Annotated in this window: 28 protein-coding genes; 11 read left to right on the forward strand and 17 right to left on the reverse strand. The window is 70.6% G+C overall.

The annotated features are described in order from the left end of the window. Position 1 precedes the first annotated feature (1 nt). Both ACZ4Z4_RS29185 and ACZ4Z4_RS29190 read right to left on the reverse strand, forming a co-directional pair. Positions 2-244 carry a DUF397 domain-containing protein gene (locus ACZ4Z4_RS29185; RefSeq protein ID WP_468333713.1) on the reverse strand — a complete coding sequence of 81 codons (243 nt, stop codon included), beginning with the start codon at positions 242-244 and terminating at the stop codon, positions 2-4. Beyond that, entirely contained in the window at positions 241-1110 is an 870-nt protein-coding gene (locus ACZ4Z4_RS29190; protein ID WP_468333716.1) for a helix-turn-helix domain-containing protein, read from the reverse strand. Before ACZ4Z4_RS29190 ends, ACZ4Z4_RS29185 begins: the two co-directional genes overlap by 4 nt. 135 nt (positions 1111-1245) lie before the next feature. Between ACZ4Z4_RS29190 and ACZ4Z4_RS29195 the strand changes: the two genes are divergently transcribed. Next, on the forward strand, positions 1246-1704 hold the full coding sequence (locus ACZ4Z4_RS29195) for an ATP-binding protein (protein ID WP_468333719.1): 459 nt from the start codon (positions 1246-1248) through the stop codon (positions 1702-1704). On the opposite strand, the gene ACZ4Z4_RS29200 is transcribed toward ACZ4Z4_RS29195, so the two are convergent. From ACZ4Z4_RS29200 to ACZ4Z4_RS29210, 3 genes are all read right to left on the reverse strand, one after another. Further along, the gene (locus ACZ4Z4_RS29200) at positions 1691-2719 is read right to left on the reverse strand and encodes a molybdopterin-dependent oxidoreductase (protein ID WP_468333721.1); all 1029 of its coding nucleotides are present in this window, start codon (positions 2717-2719) and stop codon (positions 1691-1693) included. The two genes, ACZ4Z4_RS29195 and ACZ4Z4_RS29200, sit on opposite strands and share 14 nt — an antisense overlap. Next, entirely contained in the window at positions 2716-2877 is a 162-nt protein-coding gene (locus tag ACZ4Z4_RS29205) for a hypothetical protein (protein WP_468333724.1), read from the reverse strand. Before ACZ4Z4_RS29205 ends, ACZ4Z4_RS29200 begins: the two co-directional genes overlap by 4 nt. Positions 2878-2982: 105 nt before the next feature. Continuing rightward, on the reverse strand, positions 2983-4200 hold the full coding sequence (locus tag ACZ4Z4_RS29210; protein ID WP_468333728.1) for a lipase family protein: 1218 nt from the start codon (positions 4198-4200) through the stop codon (positions 2983-2985). 222 nt (positions 4201-4422) lie between these two features. On the opposite strand from ACZ4Z4_RS29210, the gene ACZ4Z4_RS29215 reads away from it, so the two are divergent. Beyond that, on the forward strand, positions 4423-5238 hold the full coding sequence (locus tag ACZ4Z4_RS29215) for a tetratricopeptide repeat protein (protein WP_468333731.1): 816 nt from the start codon (positions 4423-4425) through the stop codon (positions 5236-5238). Here ACZ4Z4_RS29215 and ACZ4Z4_RS29220 read toward each other — a convergent pair. Continuing rightward, entirely contained in the window at positions 5151-6257 is a 1107-nt protein-coding gene (locus tag ACZ4Z4_RS29220; protein ID WP_468333734.1) for an AraC family transcriptional regulator, read from the reverse strand. The two genes, ACZ4Z4_RS29215 and ACZ4Z4_RS29220, sit on opposite strands and share 88 nt — an antisense overlap. Positions 6258-6350: 93 nt before the next feature. Between ACZ4Z4_RS29220 and ACZ4Z4_RS29225 the strand changes: the two genes are divergently transcribed. Further along, positions 6351-8123: an AMP-dependent synthetase/ligase gene (locus ACZ4Z4_RS29225; RefSeq protein ID WP_468333737.1), complete on the forward strand. Its 1773-nt coding sequence runs from the start codon at positions 6351-6353 to the stop codon at positions 8121-8123. 39 nt (positions 8124-8162) lie between these two features. Here ACZ4Z4_RS29225 and ACZ4Z4_RS29230 read toward each other — a convergent pair whose 3' ends face one another. Then, positions 8163-8477 carry an AzlD domain-containing protein gene (locus ACZ4Z4_RS29230; RefSeq protein WP_468333740.1) on the reverse strand — a complete coding sequence of 105 codons (315 nt, stop codon included), beginning with the start codon at positions 8475-8477 and terminating at the stop codon, positions 8163-8165. After that, positions 8474-9292 carry an AzlC family ABC transporter permease gene (locus ACZ4Z4_RS29235; protein WP_468333743.1) on the reverse strand — a complete coding sequence of 273 codons (819 nt, stop codon included), beginning with the start codon at positions 9290-9292 and terminating at the stop codon, positions 8474-8476. Before ACZ4Z4_RS29235 ends, ACZ4Z4_RS29230 begins: the two co-directional genes overlap by 4 nt. A 96-nt stretch (positions 9293-9388) precedes the next feature. Between ACZ4Z4_RS29235 and ACZ4Z4_RS29240 the strand changes: the two genes are divergently transcribed. Further along, a complete protein-coding gene (locus tag ACZ4Z4_RS29240) occupies positions 9389-9949 on the forward strand; it encodes a helix-turn-helix domain-containing protein (protein ID WP_468333746.1) in 561 nt (186 codons plus the stop codon). Positions 9950-10093: 144 nt separating this feature from the next. Here the strand turns inward: ACZ4Z4_RS29240 and ACZ4Z4_RS29245 are convergent, their stop codons facing one another. Next, positions 10094-10297: a cold-shock protein gene (locus ACZ4Z4_RS29245; protein WP_018528239.1), complete on the reverse strand. Its 204-nt coding sequence runs from the start codon at positions 10295-10297 to the stop codon at positions 10094-10096. Between the two features lie 366 nt (positions 10298-10663). On the opposite strand from ACZ4Z4_RS29245, the gene ACZ4Z4_RS29250 reads away from it, so the two are divergent. Then, a complete protein-coding gene (locus ACZ4Z4_RS29250; RefSeq protein WP_468334237.1) occupies positions 10664-11500 on the forward strand; it encodes a menaquinone biosynthetic enzyme MqnA/MqnD family protein in 837 nt (278 codons plus the stop codon). 326 nt (positions 11501-11826) lie between these two features. After that, entirely contained in the window at positions 11827-13587 is a 1761-nt protein-coding gene (locus tag ACZ4Z4_RS29255; protein WP_468333749.1) for a serine/threonine-protein kinase, read from the forward strand. A gap of 23 nt (positions 13588-13610) precedes the next feature. Here ACZ4Z4_RS29255 and ACZ4Z4_RS29260 read toward each other — a convergent pair whose 3' ends face one another. After that, on the reverse strand, positions 13611-18359 hold the full coding sequence (locus tag ACZ4Z4_RS29260; protein ID WP_468333752.1) for an FtsK/SpoIIIE domain-containing protein: 4749 nt from the start codon (positions 18357-18359) through the stop codon (positions 13611-13613). A 291-nt stretch (positions 18360-18650) separates the two neighbouring features. Between ACZ4Z4_RS29260 and ACZ4Z4_RS29265 the strand changes: the two genes are divergently transcribed. From ACZ4Z4_RS29265 to ACZ4Z4_RS29285, 5 genes are all read left to right on the forward strand, one after another. Further along, complete coding sequence (locus ACZ4Z4_RS29265) at positions 18651-18950, forward strand: WXG100 family type VII secretion target (protein WP_127910200.1); 300 nt, start codon at positions 18651-18653, stop codon at positions 18948-18950. 92 nt (positions 18951-19042) lie between these two features. Then, on the forward strand, positions 19043-19366 hold the full coding sequence (locus ACZ4Z4_RS29270; RefSeq protein ID WP_468333755.1) for a hypothetical protein: 324 nt from the start codon (positions 19043-19045) through the stop codon (positions 19364-19366). Then, the gene (locus tag ACZ4Z4_RS29275; protein ID WP_468333757.1) at positions 19366-20739 is read left to right on the forward strand and encodes a hypothetical protein; all 1374 of its coding nucleotides are present in this window, start codon (positions 19366-19368) and stop codon (positions 20737-20739) included. Before ACZ4Z4_RS29270 ends, ACZ4Z4_RS29275 begins: the two co-directional genes overlap by 1 nt. Then, the gene (locus ACZ4Z4_RS29280; protein WP_468333760.1) at positions 20739-21422 is read left to right on the forward strand and encodes a hypothetical protein; all 684 of its coding nucleotides are present in this window, start codon (positions 20739-20741) and stop codon (positions 21420-21422) included. The genes ACZ4Z4_RS29275 and ACZ4Z4_RS29280 overlap by 1 nt, the downstream gene beginning before the upstream one ends. Position 21423: 1 nt before the next feature. Next, the gene (locus ACZ4Z4_RS29285; RefSeq protein WP_468333763.1) at positions 21424-22020 is read left to right on the forward strand and encodes a hypothetical protein; all 597 of its coding nucleotides are present in this window, start codon (positions 21424-21426) and stop codon (positions 22018-22020) included. Positions 22021-22144: 124 nt separating this feature from the next. Here the strand turns inward: ACZ4Z4_RS29285 and ACZ4Z4_RS29290 are convergent, their stop codons facing one another. The 7 genes from ACZ4Z4_RS29290 to ACZ4Z4_RS29320 all read right to left on the reverse strand — a co-directional run bounded on the left by ACZ4Z4_RS29290 (position 22145) and on the right by ACZ4Z4_RS29320 (position 26939). Continuing rightward, on the reverse strand, positions 22145-22786 hold the full coding sequence (locus tag ACZ4Z4_RS29290; protein ID WP_468333766.1) for a hypothetical protein: 642 nt from the start codon (positions 22784-22786) through the stop codon (positions 22145-22147). A gap of 20 nt (positions 22787-22806) precedes the next feature. Beyond that, positions 22807-23172 (reverse strand): hypothetical protein, encoded by a 366-nt coding sequence (locus ACZ4Z4_RS29295; protein ID WP_468333769.1) that lies wholly within the window; start codon positions 23170-23172, stop codon positions 22807-22809. Between the two features lie 34 nt (positions 23173-23206). Next, a complete protein-coding gene (locus ACZ4Z4_RS29300; protein ID WP_468333772.1) occupies positions 23207-24295 on the reverse strand; it encodes a hypothetical protein in 1089 nt (362 codons plus the stop codon). Then, positions 24292-24966, reverse strand: a complete 675-nt coding sequence (locus ACZ4Z4_RS29305) for a hypothetical protein (protein WP_468333775.1) — start codon at positions 24964-24966, stop codon at positions 24292-24294. Before ACZ4Z4_RS29305 ends, ACZ4Z4_RS29300 begins: the two co-directional genes overlap by 4 nt. 156 nt (positions 24967-25122) lie before the next feature. Continuing rightward, positions 25123-25752 carry a hypothetical protein gene (locus ACZ4Z4_RS29310; protein ID WP_468333777.1) on the reverse strand — a complete coding sequence of 210 codons (630 nt, stop codon included), beginning with the start codon at positions 25750-25752 and terminating at the stop codon, positions 25123-25125. Between the two features lie 61 nt (positions 25753-25813). Then, positions 25814-26527, reverse strand: coding sequence for a hypothetical protein (locus ACZ4Z4_RS29315; protein ID WP_468333780.1), 714 nt, complete (start codon positions 26525-26527; stop codon positions 25814-25816). Then, positions 26517-26939 carry a hypothetical protein gene (locus ACZ4Z4_RS29320; protein ID WP_468333783.1) on the reverse strand — a complete coding sequence of 141 codons (423 nt, stop codon included), beginning with the start codon at positions 26937-26939 and terminating at the stop codon, positions 26517-26519. The genes ACZ4Z4_RS29315 and ACZ4Z4_RS29320 overlap by 11 nt, the downstream gene beginning before the upstream one ends. Positions 26940-26941: the final 2 nt, after the last annotated feature.

Here is a 26941-nt window from a genome sequence, read left to right on the forward strand (position 1 = left end):
GTCAGGCTTTTGCGTACGGGAGGAACTCGGACCAAGTGGTGGGGGTTATGGAGAGGGTGGGGCCGGTGGGGTTCTTGGAGTCGCGGATGTGGATGGTGTGCGGGCAGGACGCCAGTTCTACGCATGTGCCGCCCTCGCCCCCGCTGTGACTGGACTTCCGCCAGTTGTACGCGACTTCAAGGCACTCGCCGCCGCCGCCGCTGCTGTAGCTGGACTTGAACCAGGTCAGTTTCTCGCTGCTCATCGGTCTCCCAGCATCTTCTCGATCAGGGTCAGCGACTCGTGAGGTGTGAGCGCTTCTGCTTGCAGGATCCCATAGCGGACGGCCAGTACCCGGACTTCTTCCGGAGCGGTGAGCAAGCGCGGATACGTGTGGATTTCCATGTACGCGACCTGCTGCTGCTTCTTGGGGGTCAACAGCGTGAACGGGCCGTCCAAACTGGGCTGTTCCTGCCGCGCCAGCGGCATCACCTGTAGTTGAACCGTGCGCATGCTCCCGACGCGCAGAAGCTTGCGGAGCTGTTCCTCGTGGACGGTCTTCCCGCCGATCGGGCGCAGCAACACACTCTCGTCCAGGATGAAGCTGAACGTCGGGGACGGCCAGGGGTCGAAGATCTGTTGGCGGGCGAGGCGGTCCGCCACGCGCTTGTCGATGGTCTCTTCGCTCAGCAATGGCTTCCACTGGGCGAACATGGCGCGTGCGTACGCCTCTGTCTGAAGCAGGCCCGGGACGGATTGGTTGGTGTAGACGTACAACTGGACGGCCTGCGCCTCCAAGCTGGCGTAGCCCCGATACCACTCCGGATGCCGCGTACGCGCCTTCTCCTGCGCCTCCCTCACGTCATCGACCGCTGCGAGCAGCACGCCGTCCGCCCCCAACAGGGGGTCCGCCAGTTCCAGGAACTCCGGCTGAGGGGTCCGAACTCCGCGCTCCATCGACGAAATCAGGTCCTCCCCGCAATGTGTCGCCGCCGCCAGCTCCTTCTGGCTCATCCCCGCGCGGATGCGCAACACCTTGACCTGCTTGCCGATGGCCCTGAAGAGGTGGGCTGTCCCGTCCTCCTCCGCGGGCCGCTCCGGACGCCGCTCTCCCGGCTCGGTGTTTGCCATGTCCTGTACCGCCTTCGCGTGTGCCCTGTGGTCACGGCCGACAGGCCGACAAGAGCGCTGCCGTATCCGTACGGCTACGGTCAGTCGCACTGTTCTAGGTGGTCAGCGTAGAACCGACCCGCCACGCTAAGTGACATGAAGACGCAAATGCCCACCCAACGGGTCGACTTCGAAGGTCCCGCCTTCCGGCAGCTGCTCAGCGCCACCCGGCGAGGGGCCCGGCTGGCCCGGCGCCTCGCCACCCATCAGCTGGACCTCTGGGGCATCCCGCACGGGAGCGACCTCTCCGACGCCACCGCCCACATCGTCGCCGAGCTCGCGGCGAACGCCGTCACGCACGGCCACGTGGCCGGCCGCGACTTCGAGCTGCGGCTCGTTCGGACGAGGCCCGACACACTCCGTATCGAGGTCACGGACTGCCGGGGCGACCGGCGGCCCGAGGAGCAACACGACGCCCCGGACGCCGAGTCGGGGCGCGGCCTGCTGCTCGTGGCGGCGCTGGCCAGCGCCTGGGGCGTCACGGAAAGGGCCGTCGGCAAGACCGTCTGGGCCGAGCTGCGCCACGACGGGCAGGCCGCCGTCAGCCCACCGTGAAGCGCACCTCGTGGACGGAGTTCCGGGCGCCCGGCGGCGGCTGGACGCGGCCCGTGGCATCCGTCGCGCGGGAGCGGACCGTGTGCGGGCCGGGCCGGAGCGTGCGGCGCAGGGAGAAGCCCTGCCAGGTCGGCTCGGCGCCGAGGACGTCGAGTGCGGCGGGCTCCCACGGGCCGCCGTCGACGGACAGGTCGAGGCGGACGACCTCCGTCGCGCTCCAGGTGCGGCCCCGGAACACCACGTCGCCGGGCAGGAGTTGAGAGCCGGCCCCGGGCGACAGGATCTTGCTGTTGACGTCCAGTGCGCGCACCGGCTGCGGGGCGTCCGAACCCGGCAGCACCCGTGTGTAGAACGTCGTCGTGAACATGTGCTCCGCGCGCTCCTCCGTGAGGACGATACGGGTCAGCCACTTCACGGAGTTCGTGCCGAACATACGGGGGACCACGGCCCGCAGCGGCCACCCGTGGCGGGCGCGCAGGGGCTCGCCGTTCATGCCGTGGGCGAGGAACACGTCACGGCGGGCGACCTCCAGGGGGAGGTCCTTCACGTACGAGAGGCCGTCCTCGCCCTGGAAGGAACCGGTGTCCGCGCCCTCGAAGCGCACGTGCCGCGCGCCGGGCAGAGGGAGCGCGCGCTCCAGGAGCGCGGCCAGCGGCAGGCCCGCCCACTCGATGTTCGTCACCGCGCGCGTGGGCGTGTCGGGGCGCAGCGGGCTGCCGAAGCACTCGTGGACGGCGGTGAGTCGTTCGCGGGGCAGGGCGAGGACCGCCGGCAGGTCGAGGCGCAGGGGGCGGGCCACCAGGCCCTCGACCGTCAGGGTCCAGGTCGCGGGGTCGATCTCGGGGCGGCCGAGGTGGGTGCGTACGAAGACGTTGTCCACGGGGGTGACGAAGTCGGGGCCCGGGGCGGGGTCCGCCCGCGAGGGATCGCCCGGCGGCGGCGTCAGCGGTGCTGCGGAAGCGGATGCCGGTGCTGCGGGAGCGCACGGCACAGGTGGCGTGGCCGGTGCGGTCATCGGGCGGCTTCCTTTCCGGGGCCCTCCGGATCGGCGCCCGGCTCCGCCGCGGGGCGGTGCGGCGTCGTGGGGCCGTGCGGCATCGTGTCGGACGCCTTCATCGCCAGGACGAACAGGGCCAGCATGGCCAGGGACAGGGCCGTGGGTGCCAAGAGCATGACGAGAAATCCCCCCGGTTCTCGAAGTCGTGCAAACCTCAAGATCCTAGGGGGACTCCGCCGCGCTGCCCACTGGTTTTCGCCCCGCGCTGCCCGGCCCGGGGTTCAGCAGTTGCCGCGCGCCCGCTTGCCCTCGAACCGGTCCGCCAGCCACCCGGCCGCGAGCGGCGACTGCGTGATGACGCCGGTGACGTGCTCACCGACCGGCACCGTGTGCCACTCCACGTTCGCGCCCCGCGCGCACCACTCCTGACGGACCTGCTTGCCCACGCCGTACGGTATGAGCTCGTCGCCGAGCGCGTGGTACTGGTAGACGGGCGCGGCCGGCCGGACCGTGCCGACCCGCGACTCGTTCAGGCGCTGCCGCCAGTCGGGCTGGTCCAGGGGGTTCTTCGTGGTCACCGACGAGATCGGCTTGAACGCGCCGAGCACCGCGGCGTCCGCGACGCAGGCGTTCCGCAGGGCCGCGATGAGCTTCTCGCCCTTCGGGTTGAGGTAGGAGGCGAGGTCCAGCTCGGGGAAGGCCGCGTTCTGGCCGATCGCCGCGAGGAAGATCAGCCCCGAGCCGTACAGGCCGTCGTTGAACTCCGCGACCTTCAGCAGGTCCCCGGGGACACCGCCGGTCACCGTTCCCTTGACGTCCAGGTCCGGCGCGTACGAGCCGTGCAGTTGCGCCGCCCACGACGAGGCCTGGCCGCCCTGCGAGTAGCCCATGATGCCGACCGGCGTGTCCGCGCCGAGGCCCGCCTCGGGCAGCCGGATCGCGGCGCGGGCGGCGTCCAGGACGGCGTGGCCCTCGGCCCGGCCCACCGTGTACGTGTGGTCGCCTGGGGTGCCGAGGCCCTCGTAGTCGGTGACGACCACCGCCCAGCCGCGCAGGGTCAGCTGCTGGATGAGGTTGGCCTCCAGGGTGGTGCCCCTGGGGAAGCCCGCGCTGGGCGCGCAGTGGTCGCCGACACCGACGGTCCCGACGGCGTACGTGATGAGGGGGCGGGGGCCCTCGCGGCCGTCCTGGGGCACGATGACCGTGCCGGAGACGGTGTTCGGCTCGCCCGTGGCCGTGGTCGAGCGGTAGTGGATCTTCCAGGCCCTGGTCTTCGTGGGCTGGCCCGGCAGCGGGTGGAAGCTGCTCGGCTCGGAGCTCACGATGTCGCCGGGGGAGCCGGACGAGGTGGACGCGCCGGACGCGCCAAGTACTTCGAGGGGCCCGGAGGGACCGGCGGGTCCGGACTCCTCGGCCTGCGCGGCGGTGAGCGGGGTGACGGCCGACAGACCGAGCGCGGCCACCACGGCCCACGCTCTGACGCTGGTACGTGTGTGCATGCGGCTCTCCCAACTGTCCATGGAGGCGGGGGTGTTCTGGCAGAGACCGTAATGACCGGCACGCAATCCATCGGTGACCCGGACGCTCACCTTCGTTGACCCCAGCTCACAGGTATCCAGCGGGCCGACTCGGAGCTACGTTCACAGAGGGGGAGCCGCGGGCTCGGATGCCTGGCCGGGTCTGCCTCCGCCTTCGCCTCCGACCTCGAACGGAGAACCGTCATGCCGGAAGAGACAAGCCAGCCGCAACCCGCCCGCCTCGACCAGGCGCTCGCCTGCTTCCACGAGGCCCGCGGCCTGACGGACCCCGAGGAGTCGCCGGGCGTCTACGGCATCATCCTGCACGACATCGCCGACACCTACCGCGACGCCCACGACCTCAAGGAGGCCGTCGAGTACTTCCGGCAGGCCGTCTCGTACAAGCAGCGGGCCGACAACCCCAGCGACCTCGCGACGACGATGACCGCCCTCGCCAACACGCTGGCCGCGCTGGGCGAGCGGAGCGAGGCGCGGGACGTCCTGGAGCGGCTCGCCGAGGAGGTCCCGAAGATCCCGGACACCGAGCGGCGGGCCGCCGTCCTGCACAACATGGCGCTCACGTACGAGGAGTTGGGGCGGGCGGGCGTCGAAGGGGCCTACGCCGACGGGGTCGCCGCCTGCCAGGGCGTGCTCGCCCTGGTCGACGGCGAGGCCGACCCGGGCTGGTACGCCTCCGTCCTCAAGGACATGGGCGACGCCTACGACGCACAGGACATGGTGGCGCAGGCACACGCCGCCTACGAGGAGGCCGTGCGCTACACACGGCGCATCGAGGGAACGTCCACATCACTCATCACAGTGCTCATCGCTCTCGGCCGCACCAGCCGCCGCCTCGGCAAACTGGAGGGCGAGACAGCGGTGCGGGGCGACGGAGCGGTACTCAACGGCGCGGTGTTCGACGAGCCGGGCGGTCAGGCGCGGGGTGCGGCGTCCGAAGGCTCGGTGGATGGTTCAGGGGCCGGTCCGGGGGACGGGGTTGCGGGCGGCGAGGAGTCATAGGGGGCCGGGGCGCAGGAGCGTACCGTCTCCGTTCGGTACGCTCCGGGCGTCGTCCCCGTCCACCGGCGGAACGCCCGGTGGAACGCCGTGTCCTCGGAGAAGCCGAGCCGCGCCGCGAGCTCCGCGATCGGCTCCCGCCCCTCCGCCAGACCGGCGATCGCCGTGTCCCGCCGCACCGCGTCCTTCAGCTGCTGGTACGACGTGGACTCCTCGGCCAGGCGGCGGCGCAGCGTCGCCGGGCTCACCGCGAGCCGCGCCGCGATCTCGCCGAGCGACGGCAGCCTCGGTGACGTGCGCAGCGCGCGGGCGAGGACGCGGCGCACCTGCTCGGCGACCGTCGTCCCGTACTCGCGCCGGGACAGCAGCTCGAACGGCGCCCGGCGCAGCATCTCGTCCAGCGCCGCCTCGTCCCTGACCAGCGGCGCGTCCAGCCAGTGCGGGTCGAAGCCGGCGCCGGTGCGCTCCGCGCCGAACCGTACGGGGCAGCCGAAGAGCAGCTCGTACTCGTCCCTGTGCGGAGGTGGCGGATGCCCGAACTCGGCCCAGCGCAGCGGGATGCGGCGGCCGATCAGCCAGCTGCACAGGCGGTGCCAGATGATGACGAGGCACTCGGCGAGGAAGTAGTCCTGTTCGAGGTCGTCGCGGACGCCGAACACCGCCTCGTCGGCGCGGCGTTCGAGGACGAGGTCGGGGCCGCCGGGGAACAGGCCGTAGAAGGTGACGCCGCGCCGCACGGCGGAGCCGAGGTCACCGCAGCCCAGCGAGGCCTGGCACATCATCGCGAACGTGCCGGGTCTGCTGACGGCGGAGCCGAGGCCGAGGAACTCGTCCTGCGTGACGCGGTACAGCTCCCGGAAGAGCCGGGCGAACTGGGGCGCCGTGACCCGGGCCCGGTCGTCGCCGAGGAGCAGCGGCGGGATCTGCGCCCCCCGCAGCAGCGGCACGGTGTCCACGCCGCGCCGCTCGGCGCCGCGCAGCACGGCCCGTACATGGTGCACGGTGATCGTCCGCCTGGCCATGTCACGACGGTAGTGACGGCTGAGCGGACCGGCCAGTGCTGCTGACGTTTCGCGTCATGCCGGGGGCGGGGGGCGGTCCCTAGCGTCGTACGCATGCAGCAGACGCGGAAGGACCCGCATCAGGTGCGGAAGGAACCACTCAAGCCATCCGAACTGCCTGGGAGCCTGGCGCTTCTCGCGGAATGGGCGGCGGAGCGGCACGGGGAGCTGCCTGCCCTGCGGTTCCGGCGCGACGGGGCGTGGACCGAGATGTCGTACGGGGAACTGCGGGACGCCGCCCGGCGCGTGGGCCGGGGACTGCTCGCGCTCGGCGTCCGCCCGGACGACCGCGTGGCCGTACTCGCCGAGACCCGCCCCGAGTGGACCTGCACCCACTTCGGCGTGCTCGCAACGGGCGCCGTCGTGGTCCCGGTCTATCCGACGGCGGGGGACGACGAGGTCGCCTGGGTCGTGGGGGACTCGGGCGCGACGGTGGTGATCTGCGAGGACACGGCGCAGGCGGCGAAGATCGAGCGGCTGCGGGGCCGCCTGCCGGGCGTGCGGCACGTGACCCTCATGACGGGGGAGCCATCCGAACTTGAGTCTCTGGAGGACCTGTTGGCGCGGGCGGAAGCCCGGCAGGGCGACGACCTGGCCACCATCATCTACACCTCCGGCACGACCGGGCCGCCCAAGGGATGTCTGCTCACGCACGGCAACCTGCTCGCCGTGCAGGCCGCCGCCGTGCCGCTCGTCGACGGCGGCCCCGGCGACAGCACGTACCTCTACCTCCCGCTCGCCCACCTCCTCGCCCAGCTCATCGAGTTCACGACCCTCATCGGGGGCGCCACGCTCACCTTCTTCGGCGGGCGCGTCGAGGACGTGGTCGCGGAGCTCGCCGAGGCGCGCCCCACCCATCTGCCGTCCGTGCCCCGGCTGTTCGAGAAGGTGCGGTCCGTGGTGCTGTCCCTCGCCGAGGCGCGGGAGGGCGGCCGCGAACGGTTCGAGGAGGCCGTCCGCATCGGGGTCCTCGCCGCCGACGGCAAGCTGCCCGACGAGCTCCGGGAAGCGTACGAAGCGGCCGACGCGTCCCTCTACAGCCTGGTCCGGCAGGCGCTCGGCGGCCGCGTCCGGTGGGCGCTGACCGGTGGCGCGCCCATCGCGCCGGACACCGTCGACTTCCTGCGGGCCTGCGGCATCGAGGTGTACGAGGGGTACGGGATGACGGAGTCGGCGGGCGTCCTCACCCTCAACCACCCGGGAGCGGTGCGGTACGGCACGGTCGGCCGTGCCGTCGACGGCGTCGAGCTGCGCATCGCGGACGACGGGGAGGTGCTCGCGCGGGGCGCCATGGTCTTCCTCGGCTACCACAACAACCCGCGGGCCACGCGGGAGGTCATCGACGACGAGGGGTGGCTGCACACCGGCGACCTGGGCGCTCTCGACGAGGACGGATTCCTCACGATCACGGGCCGCAAGAAGGACCTCATCATCACCTCCGGCGGCAAGAACCTCACCCCGTCACTGACCGAACTGGCCCTCCAGACCACCCGCTTCGTGTCCCGCGCCGTGATGGTCGGCGACCACCGCCCCTACCCGGTCGCGCTCATCACGCTGGACGCGGAGGAGGTCACGGCGTGGGCCGCCCGCGAGGGCGTGCGCCTGACGGACCCCCCGTCCCGCGACCCACGCGTCCGTGAACTGATCCAGCAGGCGGTGGACGCCACCAACGCCACGGTTTCCCGCCCCGCCCGCCTCCGCGCGTTCGCCCTCCTCGACGAGGACTTCACCGTGGAAGCGGGACTCCTCACCCCGAGCCTCAAGGTCCGCAGGAAGGCGGTGACGGAGCGGTACGCGGGGGTGGTGGAGGGGTTGTACGAGCAGTGACCCCACGCGTGGTACGAGCAGTGACCCCACGCGCGCGGGTCACTGGACCCCCACCAGGCGCAGCAGTGCCGTCGTCGCCGCCGCGGCCACCACGACCACGGCGAACGGAGCCCTGCGCCAGGCGAGGACACCGCCCACCAGAACGCCCGCGGGCCTCGCCCAGCCCGCGAAGTCGTGGCCCTCCGTGAGGGCGCCGGTGGCGAGGAGGGCCACAAGGAGAACCGTGGCGGCGACGGCCAGTAACTCCTGCACCCGCGGGGGAAGTTCCACGCGGCCGTGCAGGACGGGACCGGCCAGCCGGAAGGCGTACGTGCCCGCGGCGAGGGCGAGGACACAGGCGAGTGTGGCGTTCATGAGGTGCTCCTCGGGGAGGCGGGGCGGGGGCGGCGCGCCGCGAGCAGGCCGAGCAGGGCGAGCAGCACCGGCACCCCCGCGGGCAGCAGCGGCGCCGCGACGACCGCGATGACGGCACCCGCCGCCGAGGCCCGCCGCGCCGCGCTGTCGCTCCGCAGCGCGGGCAGCACCAGGGCGAGCAGCACCGTGGGGAACGCCGCGTCGAGCCCGAGCCGGTCCGTGTCGCCGAGCGCGGACCCGGCGAGGGCGCCCGCGAGCACGCTGAGGTTCCAGGCGACGAACAGGCCGACGCCGGAGATCCAGAAGGCGGCCCTGCGCTGCTCGCGCCCCCGCTGGGCCAGCACGAACGCCGCGGTCTCGTCCGTGACGAGGTGCGCACCGATCAGCCGCGCCGCCCAGGACCGGCCGAGGTCGTCGGCGAGCGCCAGACTGAACGCCGCCGTGCGGGAGTTGAGCAGCAGGCCGGTCGCCGCCGCGGCCACCGGGCCGCCGCCCGCCGTGAGGATGCCGACCGCGCTGAACTGGGCGGAGCCCGCGTACACGAGCAGCGACATGAGCACCGGCACCCACACGGGAAGCCCGCCGCCGACGGCGATGGCGCCGAAGGAGACGCCGACGACGGCGTCGGCGAGCCAGACGAGCGCGATGTCGCGCAGGACGCCGGGCGGAAGGTCGGAGACCCGGACGAGCCCCCGGGGGGCTTCGGCTTCGGCTGCGGATCCCGATTCCGATCCCGATCCCGATCCCGATTCCGCTTCCGTGGATATCTCGCCCGTTCGGTCGGACGGGTCATCTGTTCGGTTTGGCGAACGCATGCGTCGTAGGATGGGGGGAGTGGACGGCGTTCGTCAAGGCGAACAGGCGGTCCGATGCACCGAACGGACGACTGTGATGACCCAGGAGCAACCGTGATGACCGACGGGTCCCGCATGCCGCGCGAGTGGGTCGCCGCCGCCCTGCGCCGGGAGCGCACCAGGGCGGGCCTCTCCCTCTCCGAGCTGGCCAAACGCGCCGGCATCGCGAAGTCCACGCTCTCCCAGCTGGAGGCGGCCACCGGCAACCCCGGCATCGAGACGCTCTGGTCGCTGGCCGTCGCGCTCGGCGTGCCGTTCAGCGTGCTCGTCGAGTCGCCCGCGCCCGCCGTGACGGTGATCCGCGCTGGCGAGGGCCCGACCATGCACGCCGAGAACTCGTCCTACGCGGGCACGCTGCTCTCCGCGGGGCCGACCGGCGTGCGCCGCGACATCTACCACGGCGCCCTGGAGCCGGGCGCCGCCCGCGAGTCCGACCCGCACATCCCGGGGTCGGTGGAGCACCTCGTCATCAGTACGGGCCGGCTGCTCGCGGGCCCGTGCGGCGAGGCGGTGGAGCTCGCTCCGGGCGACTACATGTCGTACCGCGGGGATGTCGCGCACTCCTACGAGGCGCTGGAGCCCGGGACCACCTTCGTGATGATCATGCAGCACACGTAGAGCTTCCGGCGCAGGGCCGACCGGAAAAAGGCAGGAGCCCCGCTTCCCCCGCTCACGCGGAGGAGCAGGGCTCCTTGGGTACTGCATCCATGTCCGGATCAAGTCACCGGAGGAATCACACACCTCACTGAGTGAGGCGTTTGATTACTGGGGGGTGACGTTCTCCGCCTGCGGACCCTTCGGGCCCTGCGTCACGTCGAAGGAAACGGCCTGGTTCTCCTCGAGGGAGCGGAAGCCGTTCGCGTTGATCGCGGAGTAGTGGACGAAGACGTCCGGGCCGCCGCCTTCCTGGGCGATGAAGCCAAAGCCCTTTTCAGCGTTGAACCACTTCACGGTTCCGGTAGCCATAAGCCCTCCTTGGGCCAAAGGGTTGCCCTGCTCCAGAACCAGCGATTGTTTAAACAACTGCATAAGTCTGAAAACGACGAGAGCCTGCGGGTTACATGCTCCGCAGGCTCTGTACTGCAAGGGAAACCAAACTGCAACTTGCGGCGAGCTTAGCACGCAGACCCGGGAATGCAATAGGGGGCAAGATCACGTCACCCGGATGTTTGAAGGGGCTCCCGACGGGGTTGACGGAAGGGTTGCGAGCCGCGCGGCGGGCCCCCGGCGCCCGAACCCTCCCGCACGAGGGCTAGCCTCGCCGATGTGGACAATTCTCCCCTGAACGCCTTCGCGGGGGCAGGCGCCGAACAGACGCACGACTCCCGCCGCATTCCCCGGCCGCGCGTCGGTCACATCCAGTTCCTGAACTGCCTGCCCCTGTACTGGGGGCTCGCGCGGACCGGCACGCTCCTCGACTTCGAGCTGACCAAGGACACCCCCGAGAAGCTCAGCGAGCAGCTGGTCAGGGGCGAGCTCGACATCGCGCCCGTCACGCTCGTCGAGTTCCTGAAGAACGCCGACGACCTGATCGCCTTCCCCGACCTCGCGGTCGGCTGCGACGGGCCCGTCATGTCCTGCGTGATCGTCTCGCAGGTGCCGCTGGACCGTCTTGACGGAGCCCGGGTGGCGCTCGGCTCCACCTCTCGCACCTCCGTGCGGCTCGCGCAGCTGCTGCTCGCCGAGCGGCACGGCGTGCGGCCCGACTACTACACGTGCCCGCCCGACCTGGGGCTGATGATGCGGGAGGCGGACGCAGCCGTCCTCATCGGCGACGCGGCGCTGCGCGCCAACCTCATCGACGGGCCGCGGCTCGGCCTTGACGTGTACGACCTCGGCCAGCTGTGGAAGGAGTGGACGGGCCTGCCGTTCGTCTTCGCCGTCTGGGCCGCCCGGCGCGACTACGCGGCGCGCGAGCCGGAGGTCGTACGCGCCGTGCACAAGGCCTTCCTCGCCTCCCGCGACCTCTCCCTGGAGGAGGTCGGGAAGGTCGCCGAACAGGCCGCGCGCTGGGAGTCCTTCGACGCCGGGATCCTGGAGCGGTACTTCACGACCCTCGACTTCCGCTTCGGCGCCGCGCAGCTGGCGGGCGTCACCGAGTTCGCCCGCAGGGTCGGCCCGACGACGGGCTTCCCGGCGGATGTGCGGGTGGAGCTGTTGGAGCCGTAGCGCCGGGGGCTGTGTGCTCGGGGCCGGAATTCGGTCCGGCGAAATCCGGACGCCACCCGGCCGCCATCCACGCGACTTTTCCGGGTCGCCCCGAAATATCACCGCAGCACCACATCACCGCGGCCCTAAAATTCTCATCCGGCAATTGCCGGGATAGCCGTCGCCGACGGGGCGGGACGGTGCGGGACGGGGCGGGGCAGGGCGGAGAGGGGAATGCGGGCGGCGCGTTCCCGCGCCCGCTTCCGCACTACGCTGATCCGGAGTGCTGAGGCGCGCGAGGTGTCGCGCGAGGTGTCCGGACAGCACGCCTGGGGGAGGCCACGGTCATGCATCCGCTCGAAGCCGGCGAACCCACCACCATCGGGCCCTACCGGCTGCTCGGCCGGCTCGGCTCGGGCGGTATGGGCCGGGTCTATCTGGGGCGCAGCGCGGGCGGCCGCACCGTCGCGGTCAAGGTCGTACACCCGCACTTCGCCCTCGACGAGGAGTTCCGGGCCCGCTTCCGCCGCGAGGTGGACGCGGCGCGCCGGGTGGGCGGCGACTGGACGGCGCCCGTCCTTGACGCGGATCCGGACGCGCCGGTGCCGTGGGTCGCCACGGGGTACGCGGCGGGTCCGTCGCTGACCGAGGCGGTGCGGGACGGCGGGCCGCTCCCCGAGCACTCCGTACGGGTCCTGGGCGCGGGCCTCGCCGAGGCCCTGGCGCACGTACACGCCCTGGGGCTCGTCCACCGCGACGTGAAGCCGTCGAACGTCCTGCTGACGCTCGACGGGCCGCGCCTGATCGACTTCGGCATCGCGCGCGCCACCGACGGCACGGCGTCGCTCACCTCCACCGGCGTCTCCATCGGCTCGCCCGGCTACATGTCGCCCGAGCAGATCCTCGGCAAGGGCGTCACGGGCGCGGCGGACGTCTTCTCGCTCGGCGCGGTCTTGGTGTACGGGGCGACGGGGGAGTCACCCTTCCCGGGCGACTCGTCGGCCGCGCTGCTCTACAAGGTCGTCCACGAGGAGCCCGAACTGGGCGCGCTCACGGGCGACTTGCGGGAGCTCGCCGCGGCCTGCCTGGCCAAGGAGGCGGCCGCCCGGCCCGCCCCGGAGGAGCTGGCCCGCCGCCTCGCCCCGGCGGGCGCTGCGGCGCTGGTGGCGGCGGGCTGGCTGCCGGGGCCGGTCGTGGAGCGGGTGAGCCGGAGCGCGGTGCGGCTGCTCGACCTGGACACGGGGGCGGGCGCGGAGGCGGAGGCGGGGGCCGGGGCGGCGGCGGGTGCGGGCTCGGTGGACGCGCACTCAGGCCCCGTACCGTTCAACACGCCCTCCGTGGACGGGTCGTTCGGGCCCCCCGACCCGTCGTACGGCTCGACGGCGGCCCCCACGCCTCCCGCACATGCCGAGCCTCCCCCGCACGCCCCGCACGCCCCGCACGCCCCGCACGCCCCGCACGCCCCGCACGCCTCACACGCCGACCGTGTGCCGGAGCCCCGCCCCGAGCCCCCGCCCGGCAAGTTCTCCGTCTCCGTGGCCGCGACCTCCGTGCCGGAGGGGCCGAACGGGCGTGGCCGCAGGGTGAGTTGTACGGTCGCGCTCGCCGTGGCCGGAGCGCTGGCCGCCGTCACGGTCGGCTCGGTGTTCGTCTTCGGGATGCTGCCGGACGACGACGAGCTGTCGGGAGGCGGCGGCCCGCGGCCCCCGGCGGCGACCGGCTCGTCCAGCGCGCCCGGCGACGACTCGGGGGCCGGGCAGGTCCCCGCCGCCTACCTCGGAAAGTGGCGCGGCAAGGCCGACGCGAGCGACGGCACGATCCCTCTCGGCACGTTCACGGTCACCCTGCGCCAGGCGAAGCCGGGCGACCGCCTCGGCACGGTCCTCCAGCGCGACCCGATCGGCAACACCTGCACGGACGTCCTCACCCTCAAGTCGGCCACACCCGAGCGCCTCGTGGCGACGGGCAAGGGAGCGGAGGGCAACGGCAGCCAGTGCGCCCAGGAGGCCCACACCGTCTACCTGCGCCCCGACGGCAAGGTCCTCAAGTACACCTCCGACGACCCGGCGGCGGGCGACCCGAAGGCACGGCTCTCCCGGGTGGAGTGAGCGGTGCCCACGGGAGGACCGGCTCAGAGCGGAGTGGTCACCGTGGCGAGGTCGCCGGTGCCGAGGTGGAGCATGCCCTTGCCGGGTGCCACCGGACCGCCGACCACGCTGCGCGAGATCCGCAGCCCGATCAGGTCGCCGCTGGAGCTGTCCTGCGGCGACAGCAGGATGCCGCGGCGGCCCTTCTTCGCGTCGACCTGCCAGCCCGAGAAGCCGCTGCACACGTCCTCCTCGTCACCGGCGAGGACCAGGGCGAGACCCAGGTCGGCGCCGCGCTGGATGATCCGCTTGAACTGGCTCGCGGCGTCTGCGTCCTCCAGGATCTCGGCGTCATCGATCAGTACGACGACCGGCTCCTCCGGTGACGCGTCCGCCTCGTCGATCAGCTCCTCGAACTCGTCCTCGTCGATGTCGTCACCGGTGAACACCTTCAACACGCCTTCGGTGCCCTCCAGCGCACGCAGCGGCGACTGGCGCGGGGCGGCGACCACGAGACGTACACCCTGCGCGCGGAAGGAGCGCGCCATGTTCATCAGGACTGTCGAGCGCCCCGACTTGGCCGGGCCCGCGATGACGAACGCCGGCACGCCCTGCGCCAGGTCGGGTCCGTACCCCATGACCTCGTCGCCGCCGATGCCCACCAGCGCCCACAGCTTCGAGCGCGAGGCCTCCGGGTCGCGCAGCTCCCACGCCTCCTCGAAGGTGACGCGGCTCGGCAGCGTGTCGACGCGGAACGGGCGGCGGTGGCGCGGCACGTCGGCGTCGCGCGCCGCGGCACGCTCACCGATCGCGGCGATCGCGGCGGCCTGCCCCTGACCCGTGGAGTCCTCGGAGAGCAGCGCGAACTGCGTCTCCGTACCGCTCTCGTTGCGGAAGGCGCGGCCCGGCGCGATCTCCTCGGGCACCTTGCGGGCCGGGATGCCGAGCATCGAGAAGTCGGAGCGGTCCGCGAGGCGCAGGCCGTACTTGTCCTCGGTGAGCGAGGAGATGCGGCCCACGAGGATCTGCCGGTCACCGGTCATCACCATGTGGATGCCGACGCTCGCGCCCTCCCGCATGATCGTGGTGATCTCGTCGGTGAGCGAGCCGTGGTCGATCTCGCCGAGCGTGGGCAGCCAGCCCTCCCATCGGTCGAGCAGTACGACGAGGTGCGGCAGGCGTTCGTCCTCGGCGGCGTCGGCCCGCTGCTCACCGATGTCCGCGTACCCCTTGTCGGCCAACAGGTCCTGGCGGCGGGAGAGTTCGCCCTTGAGGCGGTTGATGAGGCGGACGACGCGCTCGGTCTGGTTGCGGCCGACGACGGCGCCGCAGTGCGGCAGCCGCGTCAGCGCGTTGAGCGCGCCGTTGCCGCAGTCGATGCCGTACAGGTGGACGTCGGCGCAGGAGTGCGTACGCGCCAGGGAGCCCGCGATCGTACGGAGCACCTGCGAGCGGCCGGAGCGCGGCGCGCCGCCGATCATCAGGTGCCCGAAGCTCGCGAAGTCCACGACGACCGGGCGGCGCGCCTGGTCGGCGGGCAGGTCCTCGACGCCGTACGCGGCGGGCGTGAGCGCCCCCGGAGCCGTGCGCGGCGCGGGCGCGGGGATCTCGTCGAGCAGCACGGTCTCGCCGAGCGCGGGCAGCCACGGGCTGTGCTGGGCGGGGATGCCCATGACCCGGTTGGCCTCGATGATCTCGTCGACGAGGACCTTCAGGTCGGTGATCTCCTCCTCCTCGCGGGCCTGCGCCTTCGGCTTCACCAGCGCGGCGCGGCCGAGCGCCGACCAGTCGAGCGAGTCGACCCAGGGCGCAAGCAGCGTCGGGTCGGCGGCACCGGGCCTGCGGCCACCGACGCGCCCCGACTGGAAGGGCACGAGCGAGGCGTGCCCGAGCCGGACATAGGCGCGGCCGGGCGTGTTCTTGCTGATGTGCCCGGCCTCGGGGGAGTCGATGACGTCGGTGGACTCGCCGCCGTCCGTCACGCGCAGCGCGATGCGGAGGTTGGTGTTGGCGCGGATCTCGGGGGAGACGACACCGGAGGGCCGCTGGGTGGCGAGGAGCAGGTGGATGCCGAGCGAACGGCCTCGCTGGGCGATGTTGACGAGACCCGTCACGAAGTCGGGCAGGTCGCGCACCATGGACGCGAACTCGTCGATGACGATGAGGAGTCGGGGCACGGGCGCGTGGGACGGATCGCGCCGCACGAGATCCTGGTAGTCCTCGATGTCCTTGGCGTCGGCGTCGGCGAGGATGTGCTCGCGCCGCTTCAGCTCGGCGCCCAGCGATTCGAGGGCGCGCTCCACGAGGTGCGCGTCGAGGTCGGTGACCATGCCGACGGTGTGCGGCAGCTTCACACAGTCCTTGAACGCGGACCCGCCCTTGTAGTCGACGAGGACGAAGGTCATGTTCTCGGGCGTATTGGCCACGGCGAGGGCGGCCACGATGGTCTGGAGCAGCTCCGACTTACCGGAACCGGTCGTACCGGCGATGAGGCCGTGCGGCCCGTCCTTGCGCATGTCGATGCCGAACGGACCGTCGTACGACTCACCGATGACGGCCATCGTCGACTGCCCGCCCGCCTGCCACCTGGCGGTGATCGCACCGGACGTCGGCGGCTCCAGCTGGAGCACGTCGAGCAGCCGGCTCGACCCGGGCAGCGCGGAGTCCTCGGTCTCCCCGCTGATGTCGCGCAGCGGCGAGACGGACCGCGCGAGCCGCAGACACCAGGCGGGCGTCACGAAGTCGGGGCGCACGTCACGCAGCCGCTCGGCGCCGCTCATCTCCACGCGCAGCCTCAACTCCCGCGGTGCGTCCGGCTGCTGCGGGTCGGCCGCGGTGGTGTGCCAGGCCTGGAAGGAGGGGAAACCGCCGGGGGCGTGCTGCGGCATGGCGGGTCCGCTCGGCGCGCTCGGCAGGGCCCCGCCGCTCGCGTACGCGTTCGGGTCCGGCTTCGGCTCGGCGACCACGAAGGCCTGGCACTCACCGGGCAGGAACCGTTCTTCGGTGTCGAGGCAGAGCGCGTACATGTGCACGGCAGGGCCCTCGCGCAGCAGCCGCACCACACCCGGCAGCGACCGCAGCCGCCGCGACCCGTCCCACACCACGACGATGTCGGGATCGGCGAAGTTCGCGCCCTGCCCCTTGTTCTCCTCCATGGCCTTCACGCGCGCGTCGAGGATCTGGGTCAGCTCACCTATGCGGGCGCCGACGGTCTCGGCGTCCGTCCCGATGAGTACGTTGATGTCCTGACCGCCCGAGGGACGGGCGTGCGGCAGCCACCGCACCCAGTCCCAGCTCTCCTTCGACGTGGCCTCGGTCAGGACGTAGAACTGCACGTCCATCGGGCTGTGCAGCGTTGCGGTCTGCGCGACCGCCCAGCGGCCGAGAGCGGTCGCGGAGTCGTCGGGCCCCGCGATGCCGATGACCCCGAGCCCCTTCAGCGGCAGGGCGACCGGCGCGTCCTCGATGTGCCAGGTCACCTGCCGCCGGTGATCGTCCTTCTCCGGGTCGTCGAGGACGACCTCGGACGGCAGGCGCCCGGTCCCGAACCGAAGGAGCAGGTGGTCGGCGTCGGTGCGCCGCCGCTCCCACAGCCGCGTACGGGGACCGGTGGCGAGGGCGAGGACGGAGGCGGGGTCGGGCACGGCGTTGCGCCGGTCGACCCGCTCGGCGACGAGCGCCTCCTGCGCGTCCCGCTCGATCCGCGCCTTGGTCTCCTTGTACTCCTTGACCTGCTTCGCATGGGACTTGCGCCCGTGCTTCTTGTCCATGAAGTAGTTGCCGAACAACATGATGGGACTGAGCCCCGCCATGATCAGGTAGTACCAGCGATCAAAGATCATCGCCGCGACGACGGCACCGACGAGCGGAAACAGCGCCATCAGCCAGGGCAGCGGCCGCGCCTCGTACTCGCGGGGCGGCGTGGGCAGCCGGAAGGAGGTCTGCCGCTCGGGCGGGCGCAGCCGCGGGGGCCGGTTGTAGTCGAGCCCGGCACCGTCCTCGGACCACTTGAGGGCGGCGTTGGGAGGCGTGTACCGGACGAGTTCGAGCAGAGTGTTACCCACGGCGATCTGCGCGCCGAGCGGCCAGGCGACAGTATCGGCCCGCCCTTTCGCCCGCGCCTTCACCCGGGCGTCCCGCCGCTCCTTCCACTCCTTGCGCGCCTGCTTCTCCCGCTTCTCCCGCGCCTTCCTGTCCTTCCTGGACTCCTCCTCGGGCGGGGTGTCCCCGGCGGGCTCCGGCTCTTCCTTCTCCACGCCGAAGGGCTCCCCGTCAAGGGTGACGCCTTCCTTGTCCTTCTCCTCCCCATGCAGGGTGACGTGGCAGGTCCCATCGGTTGCAACTGACAAGGTGAGGGCGCGCGCAGGCATCTCCGGATCGTCCACGCGGACATACGAGGCGGGCCCGCTCCCGATGTCGTACCGCCCGATCCCGAGCCGGTGCACGGCGCCGGCGGCGGCCCCGCTCGCGACCCGCAGCTCGACGAGCCCCGACGGCTCGCCCGGCAGACACCCGGCGGGATCGTCGAGGCTCACGACGGCGCCCTCGCGCAGCGGCGAGGTGACGACGGTGGCGGCGGGGTCGACGGCGTACCCGTCGACGTAGATCGTCGGCACGCCCGCGGCGGCCGCCTGCCGGGGCTGCCCGATGGGAATGACCTGCGCACCGCTGTGGCCGACCTGCCGGGCCAGTTCCACCGCGATGTCCCGCACGGTGGACTCGGGATCGGCGTCGAGAACGACGTCGGCGGAGCCCCCGCCGAACGGATCGACGACGGTCAGAGTCAGGCGCACGATCGTCCTCCCCGGAGCTGAACAATGCGCCTGACGATATCCGCTCACCCCTTCCCACAGGCAACGGCCCACGTCCCACAGGCAACGGCCCCCGCGTCAGCCGCGTCCCGCCCCCATACCGGAATCGCACCCACCACTTCGCACTCGCTCATAGCAGAGCTGTGACTCAACCGGGCTGCGTTCCCAGCAACCTCACCCGTAAGCTGCTGGCGCACGAGCGGAAGATCGCACCATCCGCAAAGAGGAGCCACGGGGGTTGGCCCTGCGGCGAGTTGATAGGGAGAGAGCCACATGGCCAAGGACCTTGATGTCACATATCAGGACATGCGTGACGCGGCGAAGCACGTCGTCAAGGAGAAGGACAAGCTCAACGAGAAGCTGGACGGCCTGAAGAAGTACATCAAGAACCTCGTCGAGACGGGCTTCGTCACGAAGAGCGCCTCGAAGGCGTTCGACGAGAACTTCGACGACTTCGTCGAGGGCGCGAAGAAGACCCTCGAGGGCCTGGACGGCATGGGCGACTACCTGACGAACGCCGCGGACAAGTACGAGCAGATCGATGATGAGCTGGGGCGGGCTGCGCGGAAGTAGCCGACCGGCTTGTGTGCGTCTGGAGCGGGGTGACGGGGGGTATCGCCGTCACCCCGCTCTCGTTGCATCTCCGAGGTGCGGAACACCACGACGTGACTGCGGGGGTACCGATGGGTGAGTACGCGAAGATCGACGACTTGAACGTCATCCGGGAGATGGGCGTCGGCCTGGGGAGGATCAGGGAGGCGTTCGACGGGCTCGGGAAGCTGAAGGGCCAGTACGAGGACGACTTCGGGGAGCATGATCTGGCTTGGCAGTTCGGGGACTTCGTGGACAACTGGGACAAGCATCGCGAAGAACTCGGCGACGAGATCAAGCGCCTGGGTGACATCGCCAAGGCCGCAGCCAAGACGTACGAGAAGATGGACAGCGAACTGGCCAAGGCGCTCCGCGACTCCGACAAGAAGAAGTCCTGATGGCCGGCGCGCGCCCCAGAGACTGGCAGCCCCTCGCCGACCAGGACCCGGTCCCCGGCAACCCGGACCGCCTGGAACAGCTGGGCCGCAAGCTCCGTAAGACGGCCGACGAGCTCGAACGCCAGGTCCGCCACCTCAAGGCGGCGTCCGAGGTGACGTCGTGGGACAGTGACGCCGGTAAGGAGTTCCGCGAGAAGGCCAAGAAGTGCCGGGGACGCCTGGAGGCCGCGCACAAGCGCTACAAGACAGTGGCCGATGCGGTCGGCGACCGGATCGTCGACCACGGACCCGATTACGAGTCCAACGCCACCGCCCAGCCGGCCAGTTACGCCACGGAACTCCACCGCGCCCAGCGGATCGCCGAGATCGCCCGGCAGGAGGCCCAGGAAGCCGAGGCCGACAGGAGTGCCGCACAAAAGAGCCTCGACGGCCTCTCCGGGAAGCCCGACAAGGGTGGGGGCGGCAAGGGGGAGGACAAGGAGCGCAAGGAGAAGCTGGAGGACCGGGCGGAGGCCGCCGGGAAGTCCCTGGAAGCGGCTCGTAACAAGCTGAAGAAGGCGCAGAGCATTCGCGACGATGCGGCGCGCAAGGCGCGTGAGGCCATCGACGACGTCATCTCCGACGATGCGCTCAAGGATGGTTTCTGGGACGACTTCGCCCAGGTCGTGGACGTCGTGGCGAACTGGACGGAAAACATCTCCAAATGGGCCGGCATCGCCGCTCTCGCAGTGGGCTGGATTCCCGTCGTCGGCCAAGGGCTTGCGGGACTCCTGGGAGCCGTCTCCATGGTGGCCACCATCATCAACATCGCCTGCACGGCGATCCAGGTCGGTATGGGTGACGAGTCGTGGACGGCTCTTGCCACGGCCGCCGTGGGCCTGCTGATGATGGGTGCGGGCAAGGCGATGACGAAGGTCAGCGGTCGTTACGCCAAGGGGCTGGTGGACCGTATGCAGGCGGCCAAGAGCGGCAAGTTGACCGGCCGGCAGCTCAAGCGGAACCGCCAGAAGTTCAACCGCCGGGCGGGACTCGTCAAGGGGCTGGAGAAGGGTGACATCGGGAAGTCGCTCCGGGAGCCCGTGACTGAGCTCTTCAAAGGTTCCACCTGGAAGAACGGCTTCAAGGGCGGTTACCGTGAAATGGGCGGGGTTTTGAAGGAACGCGGCAACGGCAGTTATCTGAAGGGGATGGGCAAGTCCTTCACCTTGGCGGATTCATCCGCGGCGTCATCCCTCAATGAGGCCAAGGATCTCGGCAAGGGCCTCAAGGACATCGGGTTCGATGTCAACAAGCTGTCGCGCAGGGCGACGCAGCTGAGCGTGGCCGGTAGTGGTGTCACCGCAGGCGGCCTATTCTTCGACGAGGTGTCGTGATGGAGCAAGAGCAGAACAGTGCAAGCGGAAATGGGCCGGACCAGGAGGACGATTTCGTCGTCGAATTCGATTTCGACGGTGGCTGGCTCGGGCTCACCCTGCACGAGGGCACCGAGGCGGAAGCCCGGAGAGTGGCCGCGGACTTGGTGGAGCAGTTCGACCCGCTGCGCCTGGGGGTCAGCAAGGCAGCACTCCAGCAGGAACTGCAGGAGCATGCCCTGTCGCTCCACGAGTCGGGCCCGCTCCTGTCCGCGGTCGCCTATACCGACAGCGGCGTGTTCCTGGCGGACATGGCGGTCCTCGCCTATGGGGAGGACGGTGTCACCCGGCCCTCCCCGAAGGAGTACGAGGGGATGCTGCTGAAGTGGTCCTACGCCGAGGTGAAGGGCGACGCTCAGATCACTGAGGTCGAGTTGCCGATCGGCCCTGCCGTCAGGGTGCAGGCGGTACTGGTCGAGAAGCGACGCTTCGGCTGGGGCAAGAAGCTCAGCGAGTGCGTCCGGTACTGGGTCTGGCCGACCGGCCATGAGGAGATCCTGCTGGTCGAGGCCAGGTGGCTCAACTTCGAGCGTACGGACGAGCTGACGGACCTCGTGGACCGCGTCGTGCCCTCCCTGCGTCTCGTACCCGTCCCGCCGGAGCCCGACCCGGCCCCCGCCCCCGAACACCCCAGCGAGCTCTGACATGCCTCTGCGGACCGAATGGGACACCCCTCCCAGCGACTACACGATCTTCGTCCCCGCGGGCTGGTTCCAGCTGCACCTCGACCCCGACGAGCGCGACCGAGGCATCGCCGCGCTGGCCGACCGCCAGTTCGAGGGCATCGACAACGCACCCGTACTGAAGGAACGCCTGATGCGGGACCTGCAGAAGCAGGCGAAGGCGGCGCACCGCGAGGGCGGCCTCGAGCTGTACATCTCGCTGCTGACCGCCGGTGGCCTCCCTCTGGCGTCCTCGCTGCTCGTGAGCCTGCTGCCGGACGGCTGGCCCGGCTGTACCACGGCGCACGACCTGGCCCGTCGGCTGGCGGACACCGGCCGCCCCGCTGAGGTGCGGAAGCTGGAGGCCGGTGGCGACGCCGTACGGACTGAGAAGACCGAGGCCCCCGACCCCGAGCGCCAGATGGGCAACACCCTCGCGACGACCACCGTGGCGTACCACGTTCCCGTCCCCGCGAGTAAGCAGTGGCTGACCCTCACCTTCTCCACCCCGATGGAAGGCCTGGCACCAAAGATGGTGGAACTCTTCGACACGGTGGCCGGGACGCTGCACTGGGAGTAGAGGGGAGGGCCGGCGCGACAGCCCCTGCGCTCGGCCGCTCAGCGGCTCAGCCGCTCAGCCGCTCGGCTCCGCGAAGGAACGGTGCGAGGGAGCGTGACCACCACCCGCGCGGTGGCGCCCAGCCTCAGTTGTCGGTCCGGGCCCGTCGCATCGCGTGCATATGGAGCTCGCTGCGGAATTCCTCCGACGTGAGCCGGATCCAGGACGTGTCACGGAACCTCAGCAGCAGCAACTGGGACCTGAACTCACCGTGGAACGGGTCGACGACCTCGGCAGCCCCGGCGGGCAGGCGGGCGACAATCTCCATGTGCTTCTCCCGCCCCACCGAGACGCGGCGCGGTGGGGCAGCCAGAACGATCTCGTCCTGAGTCGCGACGACGAAACGCTGATGGTGAGAGGAATGGCTGTACCAGCGCAGCAGGAACTGCCCAGCCTCGCCGTCCCAGTTGCCGTCAAAGACACGGTCGAGCCCCTGCTCGGCGACGAGTATCTTGAGCCGCGCCTCGTCCTCACGTGCTCGCCGATTCTCGTCTCCGTTGTTCTCGAACAACCACTCGCGGAGGCGGTCCAGCAGGGACAGCAGCGTGACGAACGGCAGGAGAGGTACGGCCAGGGCCGTGCCGATCATGCCCAGCGGAGGCAGGGCCGCGGGACGAAGCCGCGGCTCACCGGCTGCCCGAAGCGCCTCGGCCGGAGGGTCGGGGATCTTGCCGATCGTGCACCAGCCCGCGGCTTCGGCCCGGATGCCGAGGCGGCGGGTGACCATGCGCTGGTCGCCCCTGGACATCACGTCGGACTCTCCTCGTCGGTATAGATGCCGTTCCCGGACTTTTCACTGCCGCCCTGCGCTTCCGTTCCTCCTCCTCTGCCGAAGTCGGCGGGTTCCGCCGCGGCATTGGGGTCCCCGGACAAGAACGGTGTCAGGCGTCCAGATTGACGAACAGGCTCCTGGCGAACGCGTCGAACTCGTCGATGTTCGAGGTGATCCAGCCGATGACCTCGGGGTCCTGTACAGCCGTTCTGCGGGTCGCCCGGCATCGTGCGCTCCTTGCGCACTGCCGCCGAACCGTCCATCTGCGAGGGTTTGGCATTCGCGGACTCGGTGAGCGACTGGGTCAGCACGTCCTGCCCGCCGACCCCGTCACGCAGCACGGTGTCGACCTCCGCGCGTCTCTGCCGCCGGCTGTCATCGGTTGATCGACTGGACTTCCTCGACGGTGACGTCCTGTACGGCCTCGATCTTCCCGTCGGGCATGCCGACCGGGGCGTCCTGGCCCGTGCCCGTCCAGCTGATCTCCCAGGTGAGGGAGGCCTTCAGGGGGAACGTGGCGCCGGCGGACGAGCGGCCGTAGACGACGCCGCAGGGTGGGGTCTCCTTGGCCTTGCCCTGCGCGTAGGGCTCACCGATCCTGTCGCCGACAATGGGGCACTCGCCGTTGGCGGGGAGCGTGGTCGCGTCCGTGGTGCCGGGGTCGAGGGTGAGCGACTTGGGCCTGGCAGTCGTCGTCGCCTCGATGTCGAAGCCGGGGACGTTGATGGCCGCGGTCGCCTTCACCTCGTCGAAGGCGGCCTTGTCGAGCCACGCCCACGTGGGCAGCTTGACCTTGGTGGTGCCTTCGGGCGCGAGGGTGACCTTGGTTTTCGGGAGCTCCATGTGCTGGTAGGCGAGGGCCGCGAGGATCTCCGGGGAGATGGCCTCCTCGTACTGGGGCGGCGGGGCTTCGCCGTTCTCGACCCAGAACGGGATGTCACTGCACGAGGTCCGCTTCAGAATGTCCGGCTCGTCGGGGTTCTCGACGGCCGCCCAGAACATCCCCTCGCCGTCCTTGTCGACGTTGTAGTCCTTGTAGCCGGGGGTGTCCGTCCAGCCGTAGTCGTCCTCGTAGTGCCGCTGGAGCTCATTGATCGCCGCGCCCGCGTGCCCGGACATTCCGGGAGCGTTCGCGGCGTCCTTGAGCTCCTTGGACATTTTCTTCTTGAATTCCTTGGCGCCGTAGGTCGGGGCGTACCAGCAGGGTGGGGGGTTCCAGTTGACGTCGGCCGAGGCGACGTTGCCGCTGCCGCCGCCCTTGGCGACGGCTCCGGAGTACTGGACTTTCGCGGCGGCGTAGATGCCGGTTCCGGACTTGTCGGTGCCGCCCTTTTCTTCCGTGCCTCCACCCTTGCCGAAGTCCACCGGCTCCGCCGTGGCGTTGGGTGCCACGAGGGCAAGAATGCCGACGGTGAGGGCCAGGGTGGCGCTAACACCGAGGGACGTGCAGCGTGCTTTGTTCACTGACACTTCTTCGCCTCCGTCTCGACGAACACCTTGGACGCCTGCCAGAGCCCCTTGCCTGTGGGGTACTTGACCATGATGATCTTGTAGTAGCCGAAGTCCTTGGCACTGGGCTTGGTCTTCAGGACCTTCCCTGTCTTGACCTCCTTGCCATAGAACTTCCCGGTGTCAGCACAGAAAGCGACCTCCACGGAGTTGCCGTTGGGGGCGGAGCGTGTGGTCGCCTGGTAATGACGCCGGGTGCCTGTTGCGGTCCAACCACCATTGATCCACTCATTGATCTGCACCTTGGCGTAGTGCAGTCCTTCACCGGTTCCGTAGGCGGTCAAGGAGGCGTCCTTGGTCGACCGCTTGTCGACGCCCCGGTAAATCGATCGCATGAAGTTCGCGGCGTCATTCATCGCCGCCGCCTCGTTCTTGTCCTTCGGCTTGTCCCAGTCGAAGACCAGGTTCATGCTCTTCGGCAGCGAGAGGTCCACGCCGTCCGGCTTGTCGGCGGCCGGGGCTCCCGACGGGTCCGGCGACTTCTTCGGCTTCGCCGAGCCCTCGTCGGCGCCGGCGATCTTGTCCTTGTCCTTCGAGTCACCGTCGTCCCCGCTGCCGCATGCCGTCAGGAGCAGGGCTGCGGTCGCGGCGAGCGCGGCGGTGACGGGCATGGTGCGGCGGTTCACGGTCGGCTCCCGGTGGGGCGAGGGGTGTCTGCAACGGGCCGACGTTAACCGTGGGGTTGTTGATCCGCCAGGGTCGATAGCGGGACAAGTCGCCGCATCCTGACCGACTGTCACCGTGTCGTGACGCGCCAGCAGGGGCGCACCGCCCTGCCGGGATCAGGGTGCCCAGACCCCCAGCGACCGTGCCAGCGCCTCCAGGTCCTCCGCCGCGCGCATCACATGGGCGATGTCCTCCGACGCCGTCCAGATCACGACGTCCGCCGCGTGGTCCTCGACCTGCCATGCGTAGCGGACGCAGGCCAGGAGGTGCGGGGAGTCGTCCTGGGGGACGTAGCGGAAGGTGGTCAGGCCCTTGCCGAGCTTGTCCGACTTGATGGGCTTGACGACCGGGGGCTCGACGGCCGTTCTGTCGTCCGCACAGGTGAGGGCGCGGAGGGTTTCCTCGTGGGGGCCCGCGGCGGGGGCGATCGCCGCGCAGACCGGGAGCGGCACGTCGGTCGGGTGGTCCAGGTGGAGGAAGAGCCAGTGGTCAGAGCCGGGCGGGGACAGGGCCTCGGCGGTGCGCTGAAGGGTGCCGGCGACGAAGTCGACGCCGTTCGGGCCGGGGGCGAGGTCGTAGTCCTCCCACAGCTCCTCGGCGACCTCCCTCGCCCAGGCGCCGATGTCGTCCCACAGCTCGAAGGGGGCGCCCAGCCCCGCCCTCGGCGGGACCAGGACCCAGGCGTCGGCATCGATGTCCTCGATGTCGATGATGCTCCAGAAGTATTTCTTCGCTTCAGTGGTCACTTCATCGATCACTTCATCGATCACTTCATCGGTTACGTCATTGGTTACGTCATTGGTCACTTCAGTGGTCATCCGAATCCCGGCTCCAGCGGAAGTTGGCCATCACGGCGTCGAACCATTCGACGAGGACCTCGGCGAGTTCGTCCCGGGGGCCCCCGCCACCGACCGTCGAGAACGCGGACACGAACCAGCGGTCCGGGTCGTCCGGCACGGAGAGGATGTACTCGACGCGGCGCGAGGCGAGTTCGGCGCCCTTGCCCGGGGCGGCGTCGGCGACGTGCTCACGGCGTACCGCCAACGCGCCGTCGATCTCGCCCGAGCTCAGATCGGCGTCCTCGACGCCGTCCCGGGACAGCAACTGCACGGCCACCTCGGTCGGCTCGGTCACCGCCTCGCGCTGTCCGGGGCGCCGGGGGACGACGGACTCCGACACCAGGATCGAAGCGCCGACGGTGAAGTCGCCCATGGGCTTCACCGGCAGGTACAGGTCCAGGGCCTTGCTCTGCTGGGCCTCGGCGACGGACGCCCGGAAGCGGCGCTCCAACTCGCGTTTGTACGGGCCGATCTTGTCCTGCGGGGCGTCCGCGGGGATGCGGGAGTAGGCCTCGTCCAGGATGCGGCGGACGGCGTCCTCCGTCCCCCGGCGCAGGGGGACCTGGGCCCATTCGGACGGCAGGAGGATGCGATAGCCGGTGACCGGCGGCTGCGTGACGTCGGTGCCGCCGACGTTCGTGGTGTCCGGCTCCGTGGACGGCTCGGACTGATCAGACAGCACGTGCTTGTTCCTTGCGGTTGAGATGCCACATACCGGCCAGACCGGCGAGGGACGCGGCGACGGCGATCCAGAGCACCCAGATGTTCTGGGCGAGGGCGAAGGCCAAGGCGTAGAGCAAGTAGAAGAGAAGCGCGATACGCACGAGGGAGCGCTCGCCCGACAGTTCCTTCCACTCCTCCGGGCCGCGCGCCCACCAGATCAGCAGGCCCGGCGTGAGCGAGCACAGCGACCACTCCCACGTCGGCCACGGGAGCAGCTCCTCGTCGAAGAAGTCCTTGGTCGCGGGCGGGGCGAACATGCGGAGCAGGGCCAGGACGAAGATCCACCTGAAGGCGGCGACGCCGATCGTCAGGCGCCGGGCCCGCCGGTCCGACCGTGCTCCGGCCTCGTACGGCTGCTGCTGCTCTGTCATCA

The organism is Streptomyces sp. NPDC030245 (assembly GCF_055572995.1).